A 21,838-nucleotide genomic window follows, 5' to 3' on the forward strand; every position below is an offset into this window, starting at 1 on the left:
GGTTGTTGTACTTGTAAAAAAATCCCGCAGCAAACGCGTTTGCACAAAACCGCCTAATTTGGACGGTAATGGAAATCACACCCGAAGTATTAACGCTGGCCCAAAAGATTTGGGATTACCACCATGTAAACCACCAGCTGGTGCCATCCGACTGCATCCTCACGCTGGGCAGCCACGATACCCGTGTGGCCCATCGTGCCGCAGAATTGTACCACCAGGGCTGGGCGCCGCTGCTGATTTTTTCGGGTGGACTTGGCCGCCTTACCGAGGGCATGTGGACGGAAAGCGAAGCAGCCCGTTTTGCGCGGATTGCCGTGGAGGCAGGTGTGCCACCGGAAGCCATTTTACTCGAAGACAAATCGACCAACACCGGTGAGAACATACAATTTGTGCAACAACTGCTGCAGCAAAAAAGGTTAAACCCGCAACAGTTCATCGTGGTGCAAAAGCCGTATATGGAGCGACGCAGCTATGCCACGTTCAAACAAAACTGGCCCGAAAAAAGCTTTGTTGTTACCTCGCCGCAGATCCGTTTTGCCGACTACCCGAATGACGAGATCAGCATAGAGCAGGTAATCCAGATCATGGTGGGCGACTTGCAGCGGATCAAAATTTACCCGCAAAAAGGCTTCCAGGTGTACCAGGAAATTCCGGAGGATGTGTGGGCCGCATACGAGCAATTAGTGGCCATGGGTTTCAGTAAACAACTGGTGCGGGAATAGCGCTGTTTTGGCAGCACTGAATTAAGGCTTTGCCAAATGTTCCGGAGTGTTAAAGACTCTTTTGGCTGCGGCGCCTAATTTTGCGGCGCTAACAACACCATTTCCATTGATAAATATTACAAAATCGACCCTTATAAAAAGCAGCAGCTTACTGCTGGTGTTACTCCTGTTTTTTTGTGTGCCGCTGATGGCACAGGAGGACACAGCATTGATTGAAACACCAGATTCAAGCCGTGTTATGAATGCATCAGTAAAGGATGCTTCGCAAAGTGTTTGCTCAAAATTGAAGGGGCAAATAAAATCACTCATTGCGCCGCAGCCAATCACGTTGCGCAGCATGGCGGTGCCAGCGGTGCTGCTTTCCTATGGCGCACTTTCGCTGACCAGCAACGATGTGAAAGCATTTAACCGGTCCATCCGCAACGAGTTGTCGGCGCACAGTCCCGGCAAAGAAATCCGTTTTGATAGCTACGCAAAATACCTGCCCGCCGTTGCGGTGTATGGCCTGAACATCGCCGGTGTAAGGGGCAGGCACAACCTGGTGGACCGCACCATGCTGTACGGGTTTTCGAACCTGATTGGTGGCGGTATAACGGCATCGGCTAAGCGCATTACCGGCGTGCTCCGCCCCGATTCTTCCGACCGTTATTCCTTTCCCTCTGGGCATGCCACAGGTGCATTTATAGCCGCTGAATTTTTGCGTCAGGAATATAAACACCGCTCACCGTGGTATGGTGTGGCCGGTTATGCAGTGGCTGCGGGCACGGGCTTTTTGCGGATGTACAACAACAAACACTGGTTCAGCGATGTGGTGGCCGGTGCAGGTGTAGGTATCCTTTCCACACGCATAGCGTATTGGCTATACCCGGTTGTAAAAAATGCAGTATTTAAAAACAAGTCCATACAAACTGTTATTGCACCCAGCTATGGACAAGGTGCCTGGGGCTTCACGGTTGTATCCAATTTTTAAAATAAACGCCCCGTTGTGTTGGGGCGTTTTCAATGTATAATATCGGCCCGCTATCGCAGGTCTTCAATGGCCACGGGGTCCATATCGGTATAGTTATAATTCTCACCGGCCATGCCCCAGATAAAACCATAGCTGGCCGTGCCGCAACCCGAATGGATGGACCAGGGCGGCGAAATAATAGCCTGGTTGGCGGCCACCACCAAGTGCCTTGTTTCATGCGGTTCGCCCATCAGGTGCATTACCCGCTGGTTGGGCGCCACATCGAAATAGAAATAAGCTTCCATGCGTCTTGAGTGCACATGCGCAGGCATCGTGTTCCAAACCGAGCCAGGTTCCAAAATGGTAAGCCCCATCACCAGCTGGCTGCTTTGCAGGCCTTCGGCGTGTATGTATTTGTAAATGGTGCGTTTATTGGAGGTCAGGCCATCGCCCACCGTTGCGGGCATTGCTTCAGCTTTCGAGCACTTTTTGTTATCGTAGCGTTGGTGCGCCGGTGCCGATAGCAGGTAAAAAAATGCAGGTGCGCCGGCATCTTTGCTGCGCAACAAAACTTCCTGCGTGCCTTTTCCCAAATAAAGTCCGTCGAGTTTTTCCAGATCATATTCCACGCCATCGGCGGTTACGCGGCCGGGGCCGCCCACATTGATGATGCCCAACTCGCGGCGTTCCAGAAAATATTCGGCCCGCAGTTCGGGATGCGCTTCCAGTTTGAGTGTATGCTGCACCGGGCAGGCACCGCCAATGATCACCCGGTCGTAATGCGAATAAGTGAGTTGAATGGTATCGGCAACATCGAGGTGCTCTATTAAAAAATGCTGGCGCAGTTCGGCGGTGGTCATCCGGCTTACTTCTTTGGGGCTGTGGTGGTAGCGTATCTCCATATCGAGTCCCGAACTTTTCGCGGCCGCTTTTTCCGCAGGCAGTGGTGCACTGTTCATGTGGCGAATGGGTTTGATGAAAAGGGTGAATACGCGGCATTTTTTACCGCGAACAATGGTACGCCAAAAAAATGATTACCACCGAAGGTCTAATGCGCAGCACCACTGAAAGCATTAAAACCACAACGGACGCAAAGCGCAACCACGTTTTGAGTTGGTTGCGCTTTGCGTCCGTTTTTGCTCAGCAAAAAATGGGCTTAAATGCTGTTCTCGCCTCTCTTTGTGGTGTTGCGGTCAGCACCGTCCGATTCATCTTTGCGGTGGGGTTCGCCTTTTTTATGGCTCACACCCAATGCGCCTTTTTGTGGGTTCTGCTGCTCCTCGCCTTTGCGTGGTGGGTTCACCGTATCGCGGTTGCGGCTGTCTCTTTCGCCTTTGCTGCTGTTACTCATATGTAAAAATTTAGGGTAAATAATCGGGCAACCTTTTCCGGCTGCCCCGCTCTTTTCCCCGAAAGATTGTGCCATAACCGATTAAAAAAAACGCGGTGCTCAACAGCACAGGCACAGTTTTTTCCGGGTTAGCGCCACATGAACTCGGCAACAGCGCAACATAATGAAAGTGAAACAACCGATGCCCCGCCGCCCAAACGCACCAGTGTTTTCCCAGCCCTGCAAAATTCCAATTACCGCATTTATTTTTCCGGCCAACTGGTATCTGTGATCGGTACTTGGCTGCAAATTGTAGCGCAGGGCTGGCTGGTGTTACAACTTACCCAGTCGGCATTTTTAATTGGCCTGGTGGCAGCTTTGGCTACCACGCCGTCATTGCTGTTTTCCCTGTTTGGCGGCGTCATTGTAGACCGGTTTCCTAAAAAACGAATCCTCTTTTTTACACAGCTCACCAACACAGCGCTGGCTTTAACCCTGGGTATACTCACCATTTTGGGGTTGGCCTCCATCCCCATCATTTGCGTGCTGGCGTTTTGCATGGGCACCGTTAATGCGCTGGATGCACCGGCCCGGCAAGCCTTTATCCCCGAAGTTGTGACCAAAGACGAACTGGCCTCGGCGGTGGCGCTCAACTCCGCGGTGTTTAATGCCGGGCGGGTTATTGGCCCGGTCATCGCCGGGATTTTGATTGCCGTGGTGGGCACGGGCTGGGCGTTTATTGCCAATGCCGTATCGTACGCCGCCGTGCTGATTGCGCTGCGCTTCATGCACATAAAACCATCGCCGCCAAGTCCGCCGCAGCATCCATTTACCGCCATCAGGCAGGGTGTTCAATATGCGTTTGCGCATCCCATCATCCGGGTGCTGCTGGTGTATGTGGCCATCCTTTCCATTTTTGGCTGGTCTTATTCTACGCTCATGCCCATTATTGCACAAACAGGCTTCGGGCTGGGCGCCACCGGGCTGGGTTGGCTGTACACCGCTACGGGCCTGGGTTCGCTGCTGGCGACGCTGGTGGTGAGTGCCGGCGCCAAACGAATCAGGCCCACCTATTTTGTAGTGGGCGGCGCGGTCATTTTTTCCATCAGCCTCATGTTTTTTGCACAAACCAATTCGCTAAAAGCGGCGCTGCCATTGCTGTTTTTGGTGGGCATGGGTTTGATCAGCCAAAGCGCTATGACCACTACCATGATCCAAAGCATGGTGGAATCACAATTCAGGGGCCGGGTGATGAGCATTTATGTGCTGATGTTTTTGGGCATGTCGCCGGTGGGTAATTTCCTGGTGGGCTTTTTAAGCGACCGGCTTGGTTATGCAACGGCCATTACCATCAATGCAGGTGTGGTGTTGGTAGCTGGGTTGTCGTTGTTGTTGCTGCGCAATAAAATACGAGCCGCTTATCTGACCTATAAAAGCACCCTGCCGCAGTAAAATTCGCTACCGGAAAAGTTTGTTTTGTATGTTTTAGCAAGTCTGCGAAATACCATGACTTATTGAATGGTCGGTTAGTTTTTATCTGAAAAAGATGGGGTCATTTCCTTTATCCGGCCCATCGTCTCTATTCTCGTTTATCAATATGATCGTATAAACTTTTCTTCTTCAACTACATATTTGCTCCATATTTATTTGTAGTACCAGCAGTTTAAATTTTGTTGCGTTTATTTCCCTACTATATTTGTAGAGTATTCACAAGCCCATGTTTTTCATTAGGTAAAAAGGTTGCGCCAAACATTGTTTATGTTCGGTGAAACGCATTTGACTAATCGATGTAAGGATTTTTGATGAAGCATCGCGGCATTGATCAGCAAGCGCTATCTAAAACGAACCGGTGTTTTCATGGGGCATTTGTTTACAAATAGCAACACTGTTCCCTTTTTGTTTTACCTTATCACATTCATTTAAAACAACCCATCATATGTCACAGCAAAATCTCCGCTTCGAAACCTTGCAGGTGCATGCAGGCCAGGAGCCCGACCCGGTAACCAAATCGCGGGTGGTGCCCATTTACCAAACTTCTTCTTACGTGTTCGATTCGGCTGAGCATGCTGCCAATCTTTTTGGCCTCCGCGAATTCGGCAACATCTATACCCGCCTGATGAACCCCACCACCGATGTTTTTGAAAAACGCATCGCGGCGCTGGAAGGCGGTGTTGGCGCACTGGCTATGGCATCGGGGCAGTCGGCACAATTCATTGCTTTGCAAAACATTTTGCAGCAGGGCGATAACATCGTTTCATCCTCTTACTTATACGGTGGTACTTATAACCAATTTAAAGTAACCTTCAAGCGCTTAGGCTTCAACGTTAAGTTTGCCGATGGCGATAATCCCGATGATTTTGCTGCTAAAATCGACGACCGTACCCGTGCGCTGTATGTTGAAACCATCGGCAACCCCGGCTTCTCCATTCCCGATTTTGAACGCCTTTCCGAGATCGCACAAAAGGCCGGTATTCCGCTGATTGTTGACAATACTTTTGGTGCAGCAGGCTACCTCTGCCGGCCATTTGATTTTGGTGCCAATGTAATCGTTGAATCGGCTACCAAATGGATCGGCGGACACGGCAACTCTATTGGCGGCATCATTGTAGACGGCGGCAATTTCAACTGGGGCAATGGCAAGTTTGGCTACTTTACCGAACCCGACGAGGCTTACCACGGTATGAAGTTCTGGGAAGTGTTTGGATCGGATGGTCCGTTCGGCAACATCGCTTTTATTATTCGTGCACGGGTAACCGGTTTGCGCAGCCTCGGTCCTGCTGTTAGCCCGTTCAACTCCTTCCTGTTTTTGCAGGGCCTCGAAACCCTGAGCCTGCGGGTGCAGCGCACTGTAGACAATGCACTGGCACTGGCCGAATGGCTGCAGGGACGCGACGATGTGGAATATGTAAACTACCCAGGCTTGCCCGGAAATAAATACCACGAGCTGGCTAAAAAATACCTGCGCAATGGCTTTGGCGGCGTGCTTTCGTTTAAAATCAAAGGCGGCAAAGAAGCGGCCGACAAGTTTGTAAACGGCCTGAAGTTGATCAGCCACCTGGCCAATGTAGGCGATGCCAAAACACTGATCATTCATCCGGCTACTACTACCCACGAACAACTCTCCGAAGCCGAACAAAAATCGGCTGGCGTAGAACCCGGACTGCTGCGTATTTCGCTGGGCATCGAGCATATCGACGACCTGAAAGAAGACATCGAAGCTGCATTTAAAGCCGCAACGGTGAAGCAGGTAAATGGCGTGACGGTTTAAGTATTTTTATAAAACACAAAGGCACAAAAAGTAGAAGGGATCGCAAAGGGCAACCTTGCTGAACCTTATTCTTTTTGTGCCTTTTTATTTACAATTATGCCAATGGTTATTGAAATAATAAAAGGCGATATCACCCGCGTGGAAGTGGATGCCATTGTTAACGCAGCAAACACTTCATTAATGGGCGGCGGTGGCGTAGATGGTGCCATACACCGTGCCGGCGGACCCGCCATTTTGGAAGAATGCCGCAAAATAGTTGCGCGGCAGGGAGGTTGCCCTACGGGTTCGGCAGTGATGACCACTGCGGGCAGGCTGCCTGCGCAATACGTGATTCACACCGTAGGCCCGGTATGGCGTGGTGGTAAAAATGGCGAGCCCCAATTATTGGCGCAATGTTATAGGCATTCGCTGCAACTCGCTGCGGATAACGGTTGCAGGTCCGTTGCATTTCCCAATATCAGCACCGGCGTTTATGGTTATCCCAAGGAAGCCGCTGCGCAAATAGCGGTGCGATCGGTTTTGCATTTTGCAACAACACCCACTACCATTGAGCGGGTGCTGTTTGTTTGTTTCGATGATGAAAACTACCGGCTGTTGCAACAGGAGTTGCAGCGGCAGCAAGGCACACAGCCATAGTTTTTTTACAAAAAATAAACGGCTATGCGCAACCGAAATTCAATACTCAATTAATTGGTGCGCATCCGCAATTGCTGCAATACTTCGGTGAGGCGTGCTTTGTTATTCATATAAGGCGCCAGGTCAAAGATCCGCACATTGCGAAAATCAACCGGGTGGCTTTCAGACTGCAGCGAAATATAACCGCCATTGATGGGTGCGCCATCGGCATATCCTGCTTTCTTCACCCATGGGTCGCGGCCATCGTATTGCGGGCGGGTAAACGTAAACACGGTATCGCCGTTTACAATATGCTGCACCAGTGAATCGGCAAGCACCAGCGCCTGCGCTTTTACCCACTGCTCGCCATGATATGTTTTGGAAGTGCTGTTGATGCAATGCGGTAAAAACAATTTGTCGTTGACAAAAACATTGGTACCCGGCGTGCACAGGTTTGCCGTGGTGCGGTTGTTTTTACCATCACCGCCCAGAAACTGCATCTCCAACGAAATAGGAAAATCCTGGTCCAGCGCCAGTGTGTTGGGCGGCTGGCAATGCAGCATGGCACCACTGTTGCGGGTTGCCCATCCCTCGCCGCCTTTGGCCTGATCGCCTACAAAACGATACTCTACTTCCAGCAGGTATGCAGAATAAGGCTGGTTGAAATAGATGTGGCCATACTGCCTTTTAAAATCATCGTAGCCATCGTAGCGCACCTGCATCATGCCATCGGCTACACGAAATGTTTGTGCATAGTTTTCATTGAGCGGGTGGTCTTTGATCTTGATGGTCCAGTCGGACAGGTCTTTGCCGTTGAACAGGGTTTTCCAACCGTTTTGCGGCAGGCCTTTCCGGGCAGTACAACTAAAAAATAAGGCGCAAACAAGCGTGCAATAGAGCATTGCGGAAATGGTCCGGGAGTTGAACATGGCTGCAAATATTGTTTTAGGTGCATTGCCGCGCCACAGGTGTATTAGCGGCGCAGCTATTATTGGCTTAAAGATAAAGGGATGCACGAAGCGGCAAAAAATAAACATGGCAATGCTGCAAAATGAAGCTCGTTTCAAAATCCATTTTGTGCATCGTGGTTATAAATAACGCTAGCAAACTAGCATGCGCATCATCAGCCCTCGAACAATATTTACTCCTTAACTTCCCGCTACAATCATTGCATCCATGAAACAATACTTGCACCAATGCTCATTGCTTTTTTCGTTTATCCTGCTCGCCTTCGCTGCATCGGCTAATGTGCGGCTGCCCGCCATTATTGGCAACCACATGGTGTTGCAGCAATCGGGCATCGTCAATCTCTGGGGCTGGAGCGATGCTTCGGAAAAAATCACGATCCGCACCAGTTGGGATACGACCACATACACTACTACTGCATCTGCCGAAGCACGCTGGCAGGTAGCCATCCGCACACCGGCTGCTGGCGGCCCGCACCGCATTACCATTAAAGGCAATAACACCATTGAACTGGAAGATGTAATGATTGGCGAAGTATGGTTGTGCAGCGGGCAAAGCAATATGGAATGGAGCGGCGACAACGGCTTGCCGCAAACCCTTTCCGAAATGCCCAATGCCACCAATAAACAAATCCGCTTTTTTCATGTGCCCCGCACTACATCGCGGCACCCGCAAGATGATGTAAAAGCACAATGGGTGGTGTGCACCCCCGAAGACATGAAGCGGTTCAGCGCCATCGGGTATTTTTTTGGTAAAGAAATAAATGCTGCGCTGCAGGTGCCGGCAGGCCTCATCAATGCCAGCTGGGGTGGCACACCCGCCGAAGTGTGGACACCCGAACCAACGGTAACCGCAAACGCCGACCTGGCTGCTGCTGCCAAAAAGCTAACGCCGCAGCAGTGGTGGACGGTGCGGCCCGGTGCTGCATACAATGGTATGATTGCACCACTGGCGCCCTACGGCATTGCCGGCGTATTGTGGTACCAGGGCGAATCGAATGTGGGCACGGCTAATACGTACACGCCACTATTTACCGCTATGATCGAACACTGGCGCAAGGCTTTTGGCAAACAGTTCCCGTTTTATTTTGTGCAAATTGCGCCGTACAGCGGCTATGGCAAAGACAATATGGGCAGCGCTTTGTTGCGCGAAGCACAAACCGCCACGCTGGTCCTGCCCCGCACCGGCATGGTTGTCACTACCGACCTGGTGGATGACATTGCCGACATACATCCAAAGATGAAAAAAGAAGTGGCGCACCGGCTGGCACAGCTGGCACTGGGTGATGCTTACGGTCAAAAAGTTGCCACCTATCAAAGCCCGCGGTACAGTCATTTCAGCGAAGAAAAGGGCCGGATGCGGATTCATTTTACCGAAGGGGTAGCTAAACTTACCATCCGCGGTGGCGCACTTAAAGAGTTTTATGTAGCCGGCGAAGACCGGATATTTTACCCGGCTGCCGCCAAAATTGAAGGCAAAACCATCGTGGTTTCGAGCAAGCAGGTGGCCAAACCGGTGGCGGTGCGTTTTGCATTTACCAATGCACCGCAGCCCAACCTATACGGCGAAAATGGGCTACCGGCGGTGCCTTTCCGAACCGATAAATGGAACGATGTGCTGACGGTAAAATAATTTCCCGGCCCGCATTTTGAAATCATTGTTCACCGTAAAAAATTATAGCTATGGCACAAATAAACCAGATCGGACTCGATACGCAGCAATCCGGGCAACTGTCGGAGAAGCTGAATGTTTTACTGGCAAACCTGCAGGTATTTTACATCAATGCCCGCGGCCTGCATTGGAACATTACAGGCGACAAGTTTTTTGAACTGCATGTAAAATTTGAAGAACTGTACAACGACCTTCTGCTAAAAGTGGATGAAGTGGCCGAACGTATTTTAACCCTCGGCAATACGCCGGCACATTCGTTTACACAATACCTGCAGCAGTCGCACATAAAAGAGGCCACCGATATTGCCGACGCAACCACTGCGGTGCAAACCATTGTGGCCAACCTGCAAACCCTGCTTACAGTGGAACGCGACATCCTGCACCTGGCCGGCGAGGCTGGCGATGAAGGCACTTCGGCCTTGATGAGCGACTACATCAGGCAACAGGAAAAAATGGTGTGGATGTATGGCGCATTTTTAAAATAACCTGCATCTTTTATTTTTTACAAAAAAAACCCCGCGGCCGGTGCTGCGGGGTTTTTGTTTGCACCAAAATGTGTTACCGGAAACGATACAATAGTTTTTGAAACTCGATGCACTACAAGCCCGGCACAACATTTTTAGCAGGTTTTGAAAAAGAACTTATGGAAGAAAATAAAAACAACCAGCGTACCAGCGGCAACAATGCCAACGGTATTCCTGACGAAAGCAATACAAAGCCCATGGATAGCCGTAAGGATGTGGAACAATCGCCGGATGAAAAAACCGACCAGGATTTTCCGGGCTATCCGCACTACCCCGCTAAAGAAGACGCCATGAACCAGCGCAGCGGTATGGTTCGCGAGGATATTGATGTAGAAAATATTCCCAATTCAAAAAATATGACCGGTGTAAGCCAGCGTTTTGGATTGGAACAGCAGCCCACACCGGGCAGCGCCGATGGCCCCGGCAATGATGCGCCCCGCGAGCCCAACCAAACCGGTGACGACGAAGACCTGGGCATGAGGCCCGGCACTGAAGCCGATGTATCGGCCGAGGAGCGCCGTACGCTGGAAGATGCAACGTATTACCGCCCTACCAATGATGCCGACAACCTGCGCACTGCCCACCTCGACAACACCGATTTTGACGGCGAGCCCCTGAACGAAGAAAGCTTTGGCAGCACCGTTAGCGGCGCCGGCCTGGATGTGCCCGGCGAAGTGGATGAAACGAATACCGAATCGATGGGCCAGGGCGATGAAGAAAATAAATACTACAGCCTCGGCAGCGACCGCCAGGACCAAAACGAGGAAGACCCGTATTCGGGACCGGACCGGAATAATGGCTTGTGATAAGAGTTACGATTGACGATTTTCGATTGACGATTTTGAAGAATGACAATTTGCCTTCAACCCAATCGTAATTCGTCAATCGTAAATATCTCCCCTCCTGATTAATATCAGCTTTCGCCTTGCCCCTACTCATCCCGCCCCGGGATCCTTTTACGCATTTTTGCCCCGAAACGTTAAACCACTTCATCATGAAGATTAACTGGGGCCACCGCATTGCAGGCGTGTACATTTTATTTGTTATTGGCATTTTATACCTCGTTTACCGGGCCAATAATGAAGAGCACGACCTTGTTACCGAAGACTACTACGGCGAAGAGCTGAAATACCAATCTGTTATTGACCAAAAAGACCGCGTAGCACGGCTATCGGCACCGCCAAAAATGGAAGTGTCGGGCGGCAAGCTGCTCGTGAGTTTTCCCACCGAATTTGATGGAACGCTAACCGAAGGCGAGTTGTATCTCTATTGCCCATCCAACCAGGGCAACGACCTACGGCGCAGCTTTTCGGTAACCAATGGCGCTTTTGCGTTGCAGTTGCCCAATGACATCCAAGGTTTGTACGACATTAAGCTGACCTGGAAAAGCGGCGGCAAAACCTATTTCCAGGAGCAAAAACAATTCTTTTAGCCATGAAAGCCTTCCAACAAAAAAACATTCTGAAATGGCTAGCAATGGCTTCACTGCTCGCCGCATTCTTGGTGCATTTTTCAACCGATTATGCTATTGGTGGCGCCTCGCCCCTTGCCCTGCTGCTGACGGCGGCTGGCGCTTTGGCCCTGCTAAAAAAAGCGGAACTGGTGGGCAGCCTGTTGCTGCTTTTTGCTGGCGGCTCCCTCCTTATTTTTCCGTTTTTAAATGTAGCACCGCTGGTGTACACGTTCCTGGCGCTGCCCATGTTGGTGTTGGGTTTGATCCAATCCATCGGCTGGTGGCAGCAGGAAAACAATTAGCCGATTAATGACCATTCCTGAAACTATATCAGCAGCTTTTGTGATGGGCGCCGTTGGCAGCCTGCACTGCATTGGCATGTGCGGCCCGCTGGCGCTGGCCTTGCCCATGGGTCACCGCAATGCAACGGGCAGAGCCGTAGGCGGCGCGTTGTACAACCTGGGCCGAATAACTACCTACGCGTTGCTGGGGCTGGTGCTTGGGCTGGCCGGTCAGGTTTTTCTTTCCGGAAAAGCCCAACAAGTATTTTCAATAGTGTTGGGTGCAGGCATTTTGATCTACGTGCTGACACCGGTAAAATGGAAAGGGCTGGCAGGACTTACCAATGCGACCAACAAGCCCTTATTGAAATTGCGCGGTGCATTGGCCTCGCTTTTTAGCGCCCGGCATTATGGTGCGCATTACCTGATTGGCGTACTCAACGGCCTGCTGCCATGCGGCCTCGTGTACCTCGCCATTACTTCTTCTTTTCTTACCGGTAGCGCAATCAAAGGCAGCCTGTTCATGGCCGCGTTTGGATTGGGTACTTTTCCGGCCATGCTGGCGGTGGTATTTTTTGGCAATTATATGAACCAGCAAATGCGGCTGCGGTTGCGCAAGGCGGTGCCCCTTTTCTTGTTGGTGATGGGTACGCTGTTGGTGCTGCGGGGGCTGAATTTGGGCATTCCTTTTATTAGCCCACAATTGCCGGAGTTAGCGAAGGGGAGTGCAGCGGCGTGTCATTAAACATTTTTAATTAGCTGCAGATAGAAACCTTTTCTAAACTACCTCCCATAAGTCGACCAAGCTTATTTAGATTGATTTGTTCTTGCCACAAGTAAAATGGCATAGCCTGCTAGTGTTGTCATGCCGAACTTGTTTCGGCATCTCCTTGTCCTTTATTAAACTCCGCGAGATGCAGGAGATGCCGAAACAAGTTCGGCATGACAGCGACGAAAGGTGGTAGTTGCATTTCGTATTGGCAAAAACGAAACAATAATGTTGATCGGGTCTTAATTATTCTTCCAAGCCAAAAAATTCGGAGCAACAAAAAAGCCTCCGCAAATGCGGAGGCTTTTTTGATAAAATAAAAAGTTCTATCGTGCTTCGGCCATATCAGGGATGGCTTCAACTTTATATTCACCGGCATCCAGCTTGGCTTTTGTTTCGCTGAAGGCGTGGAGTGTTGCTTCAATATCAGCATCGGTGTGCACTGCTGTAGGAATCAGGCGGTAAATGATGTGCCCTTTTGGAATTACCGGGTAAATCACCACCGAAGCAAAAATGCCATAGTTTTCACGGAGGTCCATGGCCATAGCTGTGGCTTCTTCTACCCCACCCAGCATGTACACCGGCGTTACCATGGTATCGGTTTTACCAATGTCAAAACCACGCTCCTTTAAACCGGCTTGCAGTTTCAGGGCATTGTCCCACAGCTTTTGGCGCAGTTCGGGCATGGTGCGCAGCATTTCCAGGCGCTTCAGGTTGCCGATAACAATCGGCATCGGCAGGCTCTTGGCAAAAATCTGGCTGCGGATGTTGTAGCGGATATAATCGATGATGGTGCGGTCGCCGGCAACAAATGCACCGATCGACGCCATCGATTTGGCAAAAGTGGAAAAATACAGGTCGATGCCGTCCTGCACACCCTGTGCTTCGCCGGCACCAGCGCCGGTTTCGCCCAAAGTACCAAAGCCATGCGCATCATCCACCAGCAGGCGGAAATCGTACTGATTTTTCAGCGCAACAATTTCTTTCAGTTTGCCCTGGTCACCGGCCATGCCAAACACGCCTTCGGTGATCACCAGGATACCGCCGGCATTTTGTTTTTCGATCAATGCGGTGGCACGCTGCATTTGCTTTTCAAAATCTACCAGGTCGTTGTGCTTGAACACAAAGCGCTGGCCTACATGCAGGCGCAAACCGTCAATGATGCAGGCGTGGCTTTCGGAGTCGTACACCACCACATCGTGGCGGCTGCACAGCGTATCGATGATGGACACCATGCCCTGGTAGCCAAAGTTGAGCAGGGCTGCGTCTTCTTTACTTACAAACTGGGCCAGTTCTTTTTCGAGCTGCTCGTGGTAATTGGAGTTGCCGCTCATCATGCGGGCACCCATGGGGTAAGCCAAACCAAAGTTTTCGGATGCATCGGCATCGGCCTTGCGGATATCGGGGTGGTTGGCCAAACCCAGGTAGTTGTTGAGGCTCCAAACTACAACTTGCTTGCCGCGGAATTGCATGCGGCTGCCGATGTCGCCTTCGAGTTTAGGAAATGCAAAGTAACCATGGGCACGTTCCCGGTGCTGACCCAAAGGGCCGTAGTTTTTCACGAGTCGCTCAAAGATATCTGCCATATAGGGGTAAATTGAAGGTATTTGATGCTGAACAATTGGGGCATGGGCCAAGCCCAGCCGCAAAATTGGCGCAAAAATAAGCAATTGTAGCAGATGTGTTGGTGACCTGCGCCCCTATTTGTGAACATATTGGCCCTCCAGTGGATACCTGTTTTGGTTGCGGCACAACTGTATTGGTTTTAAAAATGGGGTGATAAAAGTTGCATCTGCGTTTAAAAGAAAAGATCAGCAGCGGATCGGGACGATGAACGGAGCGTCGCAGCAGGCGTTGCGTGACGCATTGTTGTTGGTTTACAAAATTGTTAATCTGTTAGGTAAATTTTCAGCCACATCAATTAATCCTTACCAAATGGGGCGCCGGGTGGCAGGTAAGCGGCACAACCGTATTTTTGGGGCCCTAAAATAATTGCCTGATGATCAGCCGCACCCGGTTCATTGCACTTCTTTTATTGTTTTGTTGTACGCTGCCAGCCGCCGCACAAAAACCAAAATTGGTGGTGGGCGTGGTGGTAGACCAAATGCGTTGGGACTACCTGTACCGCTACCAGGACCGCTATATTGCCGATGGCTTTAAACGCTTGCTGCGCGAAGGTTTCAGCTGCGAAAACACGCTGATCCCGTACACGCCAACTTATACCGCCCCCGGCCATACCTGTGTGTACACCGGCTCAGTCCCATCGCTGCACGGCATTGTAGGCAACAACTGGTATAGCCGCGAACTGGGCCGCTCGGTGTATTGCACGGAAGACGATTCGGTACAAACAGTGGGCAGTACATCAACCGCCGGCAAACAATCGCCGCGCAACATGTGGGCTAGTACCATTACCGACGAACTGCGCCTGGCGAATAATTTTACCGGCAAAACCATTGGCATTGCACTGAAAGACCGCGGCGCTATTTTGCCGGCAGGCCACACAGCCAATGCTGCTTACTGGTTTGACAATGCCAGCGGCGGCTTTATCACCAGCACTTTTTACATGCAACAATTGCCGCAATGGGTGCAGCAGTTCAATGGCCGCAAACTGCCCGACCAATACCTGAAAGGCAACTGGAAAACCTTGTTCCCCCTCAACACATACCGCCAAAGCACCGCCGACGATAAGCCATATGAAGGCCGGCTAAATGGAGAGGACAATGCATTTGACCACATTACAGAATCGCTTACCAATAACCGTTATGATGTGTTCCGGCATACGCCATGGGGCAACAGCTACACTTTTGAAATGGCAAAAGCGGCTATTGAAGGCGAGCAACTGGGCACCGGGAAAGCGACCGATTTCCTGGCCCTTTCGTTTTCGTCACCCGATTATATCGGGCATACATTTGGGCCTAACTCCATTGAAGTGGAAGACACTTACCTCCGCTTTGACCGCGAGTTTGCAACGTTTTTAAAATACCTGGATCAAAAGATCGGCAAAGGGCAATACCTGTTGTTTTTGACGGCTGACCATGGCGTGGCGCATGTGCCGGCTTTTGCACAAGAACATAAAATACCGGGCGGTGTAACCACCGAACGCAACCTGCGCCAACGGCTGAATGATGCGCTGCAGCAGGAATTCAACACGGCCAACATTGTGCTCACCATTTACAACGACCAGGTGTTTTTGAACAACGATGTAGTAGCAAAAGCTGGCTTGAACCGGTCTGCGGTAAAGACTTCCATCATTCGTGAACTGCTGAAAACCGGTGCCGTATCGAAAGCATTTGACTTGGAAAGCATCAATGCGGCCAACCTGCCCGAGAAGCTGCACATGATGGTAGTGAACGGATATAACCAGCGACTGAGCGGCGATGTGCAATACATTTACAAGCCCCAATGGTTTGACGGCGGCACCACAGGTACCACGCATGGTTTGTGGAACCCCTACGACTCCCATATTCCGCTGGTGTGGTTTGGCTGGAACATCAAACCAGGCAAGCTAAACCGTGAAACCTACATGACCGACATTGCGCCTACGCTGGCGGCTATGCTGCAGGTACAAATGCCAAACGCCAACATCGGGCATGTAATCACGGAAATTACGTCATCACAGCCCGCAGCGAAATAGATTGAGCTGAATTTATTGGAAGTCCGCAACGGTAAAAGGTTGCGGACTTTTTTTTGCACTATATGCAAAAGAATTTGTGAATTAAAGAAGCTATGACACAACTGAAATGAGTTGAAAAACGGCTCGTCTTACTTCTTCTTTGTAAAAGCAGGCGAAACGCTTGGCTGCTTTTCGGGCAGATTTTTCCAATAGCGGCGCGGCATATGCTGTACATGCAGCTTTGTATTTTTCCGGGCGGCAATGTTTACGCTTTTAAAATACTGTTGCCACAGCGCCTGGTACGCGGCTTCGTTTGGCGCATGGGCAGGCGCAATATTGTGCTCGTCGATCTTATCTTCAAAGGAAATGTCCACTTCAGCTACGGTGCTGCCATCATAGTAAATGCCATACTTGCGGCGGGTGTCGTAAATCATCCAGCGCTGGTCGGCATAACGGGCCTCAAAATGCGGTGATATGATGGGCAGTACGTCATGATCGGGTTCAATGAATGCGCAATACATTCCGTCGGCTGTTTCCTGGAACCGCACAAAAGCTTCCATGCGGTGCTTTTCGCGCCACACCCGCCGTGCAGTTTGCACTACGTACAAAACCGATGCATGCCCCAGGTCGTCTTCCATATTGCCGCCCGATGCAAATGCATAGCGGATATAAGCCAGCAAATGTCCTTCGCTTTCGGCTTCTTCCGATAAAAAGGCGCGGTACAGTGCAGTTGTAGCCTCGACCGACAGGATCCGCTCCAGCCCTTTCCACACCCGCTGGCTGTGCACCTGTTCCATCCGTGCATGGTGCACGGTGGCAAACAGGTTGCCATTGAACCGATGCTCCGGCACAATCTGCGCATCAGTAAACTTATACTCATACACATCAAACACGGCACACAAAAAGCCATCCCAAGAACCGTCGTAGAGCACTGTTTGCATGGAGTGAGGTTTAAAGTTTCAGGTCTAAGGTTGAAGGTTTGAGGTTTAGTTTAAATGCAAAATGAACTAGTTGTCAGCAAACAACTTTGAACGTTAAACCTGAAACTTTAAACTGCTAAAACAACTGCAGTTGCGGTGAGTGGTTGGGTGCATATTTGCTGTGCGATGTTTGCAAAATAAAATTGCGGATCTGTTGCGGTGTATAATCTTTGCGCTGGAAATCATCCACCCGCATATTGATAAAATACTTGGCCCTGTTGGCGGCGATGTTGAACTTTTTCAAATGCTCCCAATTGAGCTTTCCAAACCTGCGGGCCTTCCATATTTTTTCCGCTGTTTTTACACCAATACCCGGAATGCGCTTGATCACATTGAGGTCGGCTTTGTTGATGTCAACGGGAAACTGGTCGAGGTGGCGCAAAGCCCAGTTCAATTTGGGATCAATCTGCATGTCCAGAAAAGGATCTTCCGGCGAGATCAGTTCATCCACATCAAAATCGTAAAAGCGCAGCAGCCAGTCGGCCTGGTACAAGCGGTTTTCCCGCACCATCGGCACCGGCGTGCCCAGCGCAGGCAGGCGGTTGTCGTTGGAGATGGGCACATAGCCGGAATAAAACACCCGCTTCAATTCCATTTTCTTATACAACCCGTCCGACAGTTTTAAAATCTGCCAGTCGCTTTCCGGTGTAGCCCCAATCACAATCTGTGTGCTTTGCCCTGCCGGCGCAAACAGCGGCGCAGCCTGCAATACCTTGCGTTCATCGCGGTTGGCTTTAATCCCATTTTGCAGCACCTTCATCGGTTGCACCATTTCCTTGCGGCTTTTATCCGGCGCCAGTAGCTGCAGGCTTTGCTCGGTGGGCACTTCCAGGTTCACACTCAGGCGGTCGGCGTATGAGCCCGCCTCCCTGATCAAATCATCGGAAGCACCGGGTATTGCTTTCAGGTGAATATAACCGTTGAAGTTTTCCTCGGTACGCAGCTTTTTGGCAATGCGCACCAGGCGCTCCATTGTAAAATCGGGGTCTGAAAAAATGCCGGAACTAAGGAACAGTCCTTCGATATAATTGCGCCGGTAAAAATTAATGGTCAGGTCTACCACTTCCTGTACGGTAAATGCGGCCCGCTTGATGTCGTTGCTTTTGCGGCTAACGCAATAGGCACAATCGTAGACGCAATGATTCGTGAGCAGGATTTTCAGCAGCGACACACAGCGGCCATCCTCGGTATAAGCATGACAAATACCCATTCCTTCGGCATTGCCCAACCCGCCATTTTCGTTCTTTCTGTTGCTGCCGCTGCTGGAGCAGGAAACATCATACTTGGCGGCATCGGCCAGTATTGAAAGCTTTTCCAAAACCCGTTCATTCATGCTTTTCGTTGAGGGTCAAAAATACTAAATATTGTAGCAATCAAATCTTAAATGATTACAAACAGACGGGATAAGTAGTTGAGACGCAATATTTTTTGTTTAAGTTTATTTTATATTAAAACAAAATTGTTGAACAATTGGATTTAGGTTTGCATATGCTTTTTTAGGGAACGAATGGAGGCTTAAGTGAGATTGACGTTTATAGATTTTGCAAAAACTGCAGTAGCAAGCGGATAACGAAGTTGGCGCAATTGAAATCCTTCCAGTGTATTAGATTTTCATTATAGCGGAAGTAAAAGATCCCTATGTAATTGCACATGATCATGTCGCTTCGAAAAAACGCATCATGTGCACGCATATTCGTTAATTGTTGCAACATGCAATACAGTGATCACTGCTATTGTACATCGCATAGCAATGGACGCAATGATTAATGAAGGCACAGTTTTATATTTGACCTGATAAACCCTAACCAACATCAGCATGCACTGCAGGCTGAAACAAAACGAAGCGCAAACGTGGAGACAACTTTTTTGCCGATAACCAGCCTTGATCAGATGCAGCAGCTACCGGCGTTTGCCCGCCACCTGCGCGATAATTTTTTCGACGAATTTGTTGCCGCCCAAATTAAATATGCGCAGGTGCTGCAGGTGCCCTTGCTCGTTGTGGTGCAGCAGCTGCCCGAAGAAAAAAGAGCCGCTTTTTACCAGCAAACCACCCACGAATATTTAACCCAGTTGGCCGATAACAAAGCTGCTGAACAAATAGAAAACAACCTGCGGCTGTGGAAAGAGAACATGCTGCCGGAAATAGATAAGGAAGCCATTACGGACAGCGATATTACGCTGGTTAATTACCTGCGCAAACAAGCCATGTTGCAGTTTGCACCTGCTTATTGCAGCAGTACCAACCAATTGCTGCAACTGGTACAGGAACTTGATTTTCTTTCCATGAAAACGGAAAGCGCTTCTTTTTCTTCCTACCTCGATATTTTGGGCGCCAAGATTGAAGAGCAGGCTTATCTTACCAACAAAATCACCAACACTTCGCCGGGGATCATCTATCTATTTGACCTGCGGCGTTATTCGGTGCTGTATGCCAACAAAACGGCCGAAACATTCTTTGGTTTTTCCAATAAGGATTTGATCAACATGGGCTCGTCGGTTTTTGAGCAGATCATACACCCCGACGACCTGCCGGCCACCTTTCATTTTTTACGAGAAATCAGCAGCGCACAGGACAGCGAGGTGCGCATTCTTGAATTCCGGATGCGGCAGCACAACGGCGCTTTTGTCTGGATGCGCAATTACTTCAGCGTTTTCAAAAGAGATGCGGCAGGTATGCCGTCGGAGATCATTGGCAACATATTAAACATACAAGCGGAAAAAGAAGCAACTTACAAACTGCAGGAAAGTGAAAAACGCTACCGACAAGCCGAAGCCCGCACACATATTGGACACTACGACTGGGACCTGGCATCAGGACAGGTGTTGTGGTCGGAGGAGTTATTCCGCATTTACGGCTTGCAGCCCGCCAACCGGCCGGTTCTGCTGTTGGAGATCAAGGAATTGACCCATCCCGACGACTATCATTTGGTGCAAGCCGAAATTCAAAAAGCACTTACGAATAAGGCCTCTTTTTTAAACCACCACCGCATTTGTGCAGCCGACGGCAGCGTTAAAACCGTGCAGGCGCAAGGCGAAGTGGTAACTAACGCCGATGGGCAACCGGTAAAAGTAGCCGGCACGCTGCAAGATGTAACCAGCCAGCACCGGGTACAACAGGAGTTGAACGAAAACCAGGCTTTCCTGCGCCGCATTACCGATGCCACGCCTGCGGCTATTGCAGCATACAATGTGCACAACGGCAACAACACATTTATGAGCCAGGGGTTATATAAACTCCTCGGCTACGATTTGCAGGAAGCCAGCAAAGGCGGCTTTGCATTTATACAACAGCACATTCATCCCGAAGACCTGGAAGCCGTTCGGGAAAAAATTGCATCGTTGCTGGAAGAAGCAAACCGCAATCCGGACCGCAATGATATTGTAGTGGAGGCAACGTACCGCATCCGCCACAGCAATGGCAATTACCAGTGGTTTCACACTTATGTCACCGTGTTCGACCGCAATGCAGAGGGTGCTGTGGAGCATGTGCTGCACATTATGCTCGATGTGACCGGCCAGCAGGAGGCCTCGTTGAAAATCGAGGAACAGGAACAGTTCATTCAAAATATAGCCGACGCCTCTCCTACCATTTTGTATGTGTATGATGTGCCCGGCGGCCACCTGGCTTATGTAAACCGCGAGGTGTATTTTGTTTTGGGACATACCCCCGAAGAAATCATTGACATGGGTGCAACGGTTACGGGCCAACTGTATCACCCCGAAGACTATGCGCTGTTGCCCGAACGGCCGCAAAGCGAACGACATATCCAGCAATCCGACCTGATGATACAATACGAATGCCGTTTGCGGCATAAGTCGGGCGAATGGATTTGGTTCCTGGTGCGGGAAGTGGTGTTTCGTACCGATGATGAAGACAGGCCGGTGCAGATTGTTGGCGCGGCGCTGGACATCAGCAAGCGCAAAGACATGGAAAAAACGCTGCTGCAAAACTCGTTTATGCTGGAGCAATCGAATGCCAGCCTGGAGGAGTTTGCCTATGTTGCATCGCACGACTTGAAAGAGCCGCTGCGCAAGATTTCCACCTTTGGCGACCGGCTGGCGGCTACACAAGCCGAGCAGCTAAGTCCCGAAGGCAAAATGTTTCTTTCCAAGATCATCGATGCATCGCAACGCATGCAAACCATGATCTCCGACCTGTTGTCGATTTCGATGATCTCGGGCAACAGGTCGTACGAACAGTATAGTTTGCAAAAAGTATTGACCGATACATTGCAGACACTTGAGTTTAAAATTGAACAAAAAAATGCGCAGGTGCTGTCCGATGGATTGCCGGAGGCCAGTATCGTTGTATCGCAGTTCAGGCAGTTGTTTCAAAACCTTATTTCCAATTCATTGAAATTTGTGGCCGATGGTGTACAGCCGCAAATCAGCATCACCCACAGTTACCTGGCACCGGAGGATGTTGCCGCATTTCAACTGGCGCCGGCACCCAGCTATTTAAAAATCGAATTGTCTGACAACGGCATCGGGTTTGAAAAGGAGAATGCAGGTAAAATATTTTTGCTGTTCCAGCGCCTGCACGGCCGTTCCGAATACGAGGGCTCGGGCATTGGGCTGGCCATTTGTAAAAAAATTATAGAACACCATGGCGGCGTAATCTATGCCCAGGGCGAACTGGGCACTGGTGCGGTATTTACCATCATCCTTCCGGCACATCAGCCGGCGGCCGGTTAGCA

Annotated in this window: 20 protein-coding genes; 14 read left to right on the forward strand and 6 right to left on the reverse strand. The window is 50.2% G+C overall.

Annotated features, from left to right (window positions below):
• The first annotated feature begins 68 nt into the window (after positions 1–68).
• Both DRJ53_RS13005 and DRJ53_RS13010 read left to right on the forward strand, forming a co-directional pair.
• Entirely contained in the window at positions 69–722 is a 654-nt protein-coding gene (locus DRJ53_RS13005; protein ID WP_114236071.1) for a YdcF family protein, read from the forward strand.
• Positions 723–828: 106 nt separating this feature from the next.
• The gene (locus tag DRJ53_RS13010; RefSeq protein ID WP_123893552.1) at positions 829–1,692 is read left to right on the forward strand and encodes a phosphatase PAP2 family protein; all 864 of its coding nucleotides are present in this window, start codon (positions 829–831) and stop codon (positions 1,690–1,692) included.
• A 50-nt stretch (positions 1,693–1,742) separates the two neighbouring features.
• Here the strand turns inward: DRJ53_RS13010 and kduI are convergent, their stop codons facing one another.
• Both kduI and DRJ53_RS13020 read right to left on the reverse strand, forming a co-directional pair.
• The gene (gene kduI / locus DRJ53_RS13015) at positions 1,743–2,630 is read right to left on the reverse strand and encodes a 5-dehydro-4-deoxy-D-glucuronate isomerase (protein ID WP_240040786.1); all 888 of its coding nucleotides are present in this window, start codon (positions 2,628–2,630) and stop codon (positions 1,743–1,745) included.
• 197 nt (positions 2,631–2,827) lie between these two features.
• Positions 2,828–3,022: a hypothetical protein gene (locus DRJ53_RS13020; protein WP_114236073.1), complete on the reverse strand. Its 195-nt coding sequence runs from the start codon at positions 3,020–3,022 to the stop codon at positions 2,828–2,830.
• A 138-nt stretch (positions 3,023–3,160) separates the two neighbouring features.
• Here DRJ53_RS13020 and DRJ53_RS13025 point away from each other — a divergent pair, with 138 nt between their 5' ends.
• The 3 genes from DRJ53_RS13025 to DRJ53_RS13035 all read left to right on the forward strand — a co-directional run bounded on the left by DRJ53_RS13025 (position 3,161) and on the right by DRJ53_RS13035 (position 6,905).
• Positions 3,161–4,453, forward strand: a complete 1,293-nt coding sequence (locus tag DRJ53_RS13025; protein WP_114236074.1) for an MFS transporter — start codon at positions 3,161–3,163, stop codon at positions 4,451–4,453.
• A 484-nt stretch (positions 4,454–4,937) separates the two neighbouring features.
• Complete coding sequence (locus tag DRJ53_RS13030) at positions 4,938–6,269, forward strand: O-acetylhomoserine aminocarboxypropyltransferase/cysteine synthase family protein (protein WP_114236075.1); 1,332 nt, start codon at positions 4,938–4,940, stop codon at positions 6,267–6,269.
• Positions 6,270–6,371: 102 nt separating this feature from the next.
• Complete coding sequence (locus tag DRJ53_RS13035) at positions 6,372–6,905, forward strand: O-acetyl-ADP-ribose deacetylase (RefSeq protein WP_114236076.1); 534 nt, start codon at positions 6,372–6,374, stop codon at positions 6,903–6,905.
• A 50-nt stretch (positions 6,906–6,955) separates the two neighbouring features.
• On the opposite strand, the gene DRJ53_RS13040 is transcribed toward DRJ53_RS13035, so the two are convergent.
• Complete coding sequence (locus DRJ53_RS13040; RefSeq protein ID WP_241558546.1) at positions 6,956–7,813, reverse strand: 3-keto-disaccharide hydrolase; 858 nt, start codon at positions 7,811–7,813, stop codon at positions 6,956–6,958.
• Here DRJ53_RS13040 and DRJ53_RS21315 point away from each other — a divergent pair.
• The 7 genes from DRJ53_RS21315 to DRJ53_RS13070 all read left to right on the forward strand — a co-directional run bounded on the left by DRJ53_RS21315 (position 7,812) and on the right by DRJ53_RS13070 (position 12,524).
• Positions 7,812–7,982: a hypothetical protein gene (locus DRJ53_RS21315; protein ID WP_155523212.1), complete on the forward strand. Its 171-nt coding sequence runs from the start codon at positions 7,812–7,814 to the stop codon at positions 7,980–7,982. The two genes, DRJ53_RS13040 and DRJ53_RS21315, sit on opposite strands and share 2 nt — an antisense overlap.
• Before the next feature lie 78 nt (positions 7,983–8,060).
• Positions 8,061–9,482 (forward strand): sialate O-acetylesterase, encoded by a 1,422-nt coding sequence (locus DRJ53_RS13045; RefSeq protein ID WP_114236077.1) that lies wholly within the window; start codon positions 8,061–8,063, stop codon positions 9,480–9,482.
• A 50-nt stretch (positions 9,483–9,532) separates the two neighbouring features.
• Positions 9,533–10,006: a Dps family protein gene (locus DRJ53_RS13050; protein ID WP_114236078.1), complete on the forward strand. Its 474-nt coding sequence runs from the start codon at positions 9,533–9,535 to the stop codon at positions 10,004–10,006.
• 158 nt (positions 10,007–10,164) lie between these two features.
• Entirely contained in the window at positions 10,165–10,851 is a 687-nt protein-coding gene (locus DRJ53_RS13055) for a hypothetical protein (protein WP_123893554.1), read from the forward strand.
• A 188-nt stretch (positions 10,852–11,039) separates the two neighbouring features.
• Complete coding sequence (locus DRJ53_RS13060; protein WP_114236080.1) at positions 11,040–11,477, forward strand: FixH family protein; 438 nt, start codon at positions 11,040–11,042, stop codon at positions 11,475–11,477.
• 44 nt (positions 11,478–11,521) lie between these two features.
• Positions 11,522–11,800 carry a hypothetical protein gene (locus DRJ53_RS13065; RefSeq protein ID WP_123893555.1) on the forward strand — a complete coding sequence of 93 codons (279 nt, stop codon included), beginning with the start codon at positions 11,522–11,524 and terminating at the stop codon, positions 11,798–11,800.
• Between the two features lie 7 nt (positions 11,801–11,807).
• Entirely contained in the window at positions 11,808–12,524 is a 717-nt protein-coding gene (locus tag DRJ53_RS13070) for a sulfite exporter TauE/SafE family protein (RefSeq protein ID WP_114236082.1), read from the forward strand.
• A 350-nt stretch (positions 12,525–12,874) separates the two neighbouring features.
• On the opposite strand, the gene DRJ53_RS13075 is transcribed toward DRJ53_RS13070, so the two are convergent.
• Positions 12,875–14,134 (reverse strand): aminotransferase class I/II-fold pyridoxal phosphate-dependent enzyme, encoded by a 1,260-nt coding sequence (locus tag DRJ53_RS13075; RefSeq protein ID WP_114236083.1) that lies wholly within the window; start codon positions 14,132–14,134, stop codon positions 12,875–12,877.
• 413 nt (positions 14,135–14,547) lie between these two features.
• Here DRJ53_RS13075 and pafA point away from each other — a divergent pair, with 413 nt between their 5' ends.
• Complete coding sequence (pafA, locus tag DRJ53_RS13085) at positions 14,548–16,182, forward strand: alkaline phosphatase PafA (protein WP_114236085.1); 1,635 nt, start codon at positions 14,548–14,550, stop codon at positions 16,180–16,182.
• A gap of 128 nt (positions 16,183–16,310) precedes the next feature.
• On the opposite strand, the gene DRJ53_RS13090 is transcribed toward pafA, so the two are convergent.
• Entirely contained in the window at positions 16,311–17,102 is a 792-nt protein-coding gene (locus DRJ53_RS13090) for a TIGR03915 family putative DNA repair protein (protein ID WP_114236086.1), read from the reverse strand.
• A 115-nt stretch (positions 17,103–17,217) separates the two neighbouring features.
• Positions 17,218–18,474: a putative DNA modification/repair radical SAM protein gene (locus DRJ53_RS13095; RefSeq protein WP_114236087.1), complete on the reverse strand. Its 1,257-nt coding sequence runs from the start codon at positions 18,472–18,474 to the stop codon at positions 17,218–17,220.
• Between the two features lie 557 nt (positions 18,475–19,031).
• Here DRJ53_RS13095 and DRJ53_RS13105 point away from each other — a divergent pair.
• On the forward strand, positions 19,032–21,836 hold the full coding sequence (locus DRJ53_RS13105; RefSeq protein WP_114236089.1) for a PAS domain-containing sensor histidine kinase: 2,805 nt from the start codon (positions 19,032–19,034) through the stop codon (positions 21,834–21,836).
• Positions 21,837–21,838 lie beyond the last annotated feature (2 nt).

Origin of the sequence: Paracnuella aquatica (assembly GCF_003332885.2) — a bacterium.
Taxonomy (GTDB): domain Bacteria; phylum Bacteroidota; class Bacteroidia; order Chitinophagales; family Chitinophagaceae; genus Flavisolibacter; species Flavisolibacter aquaticus.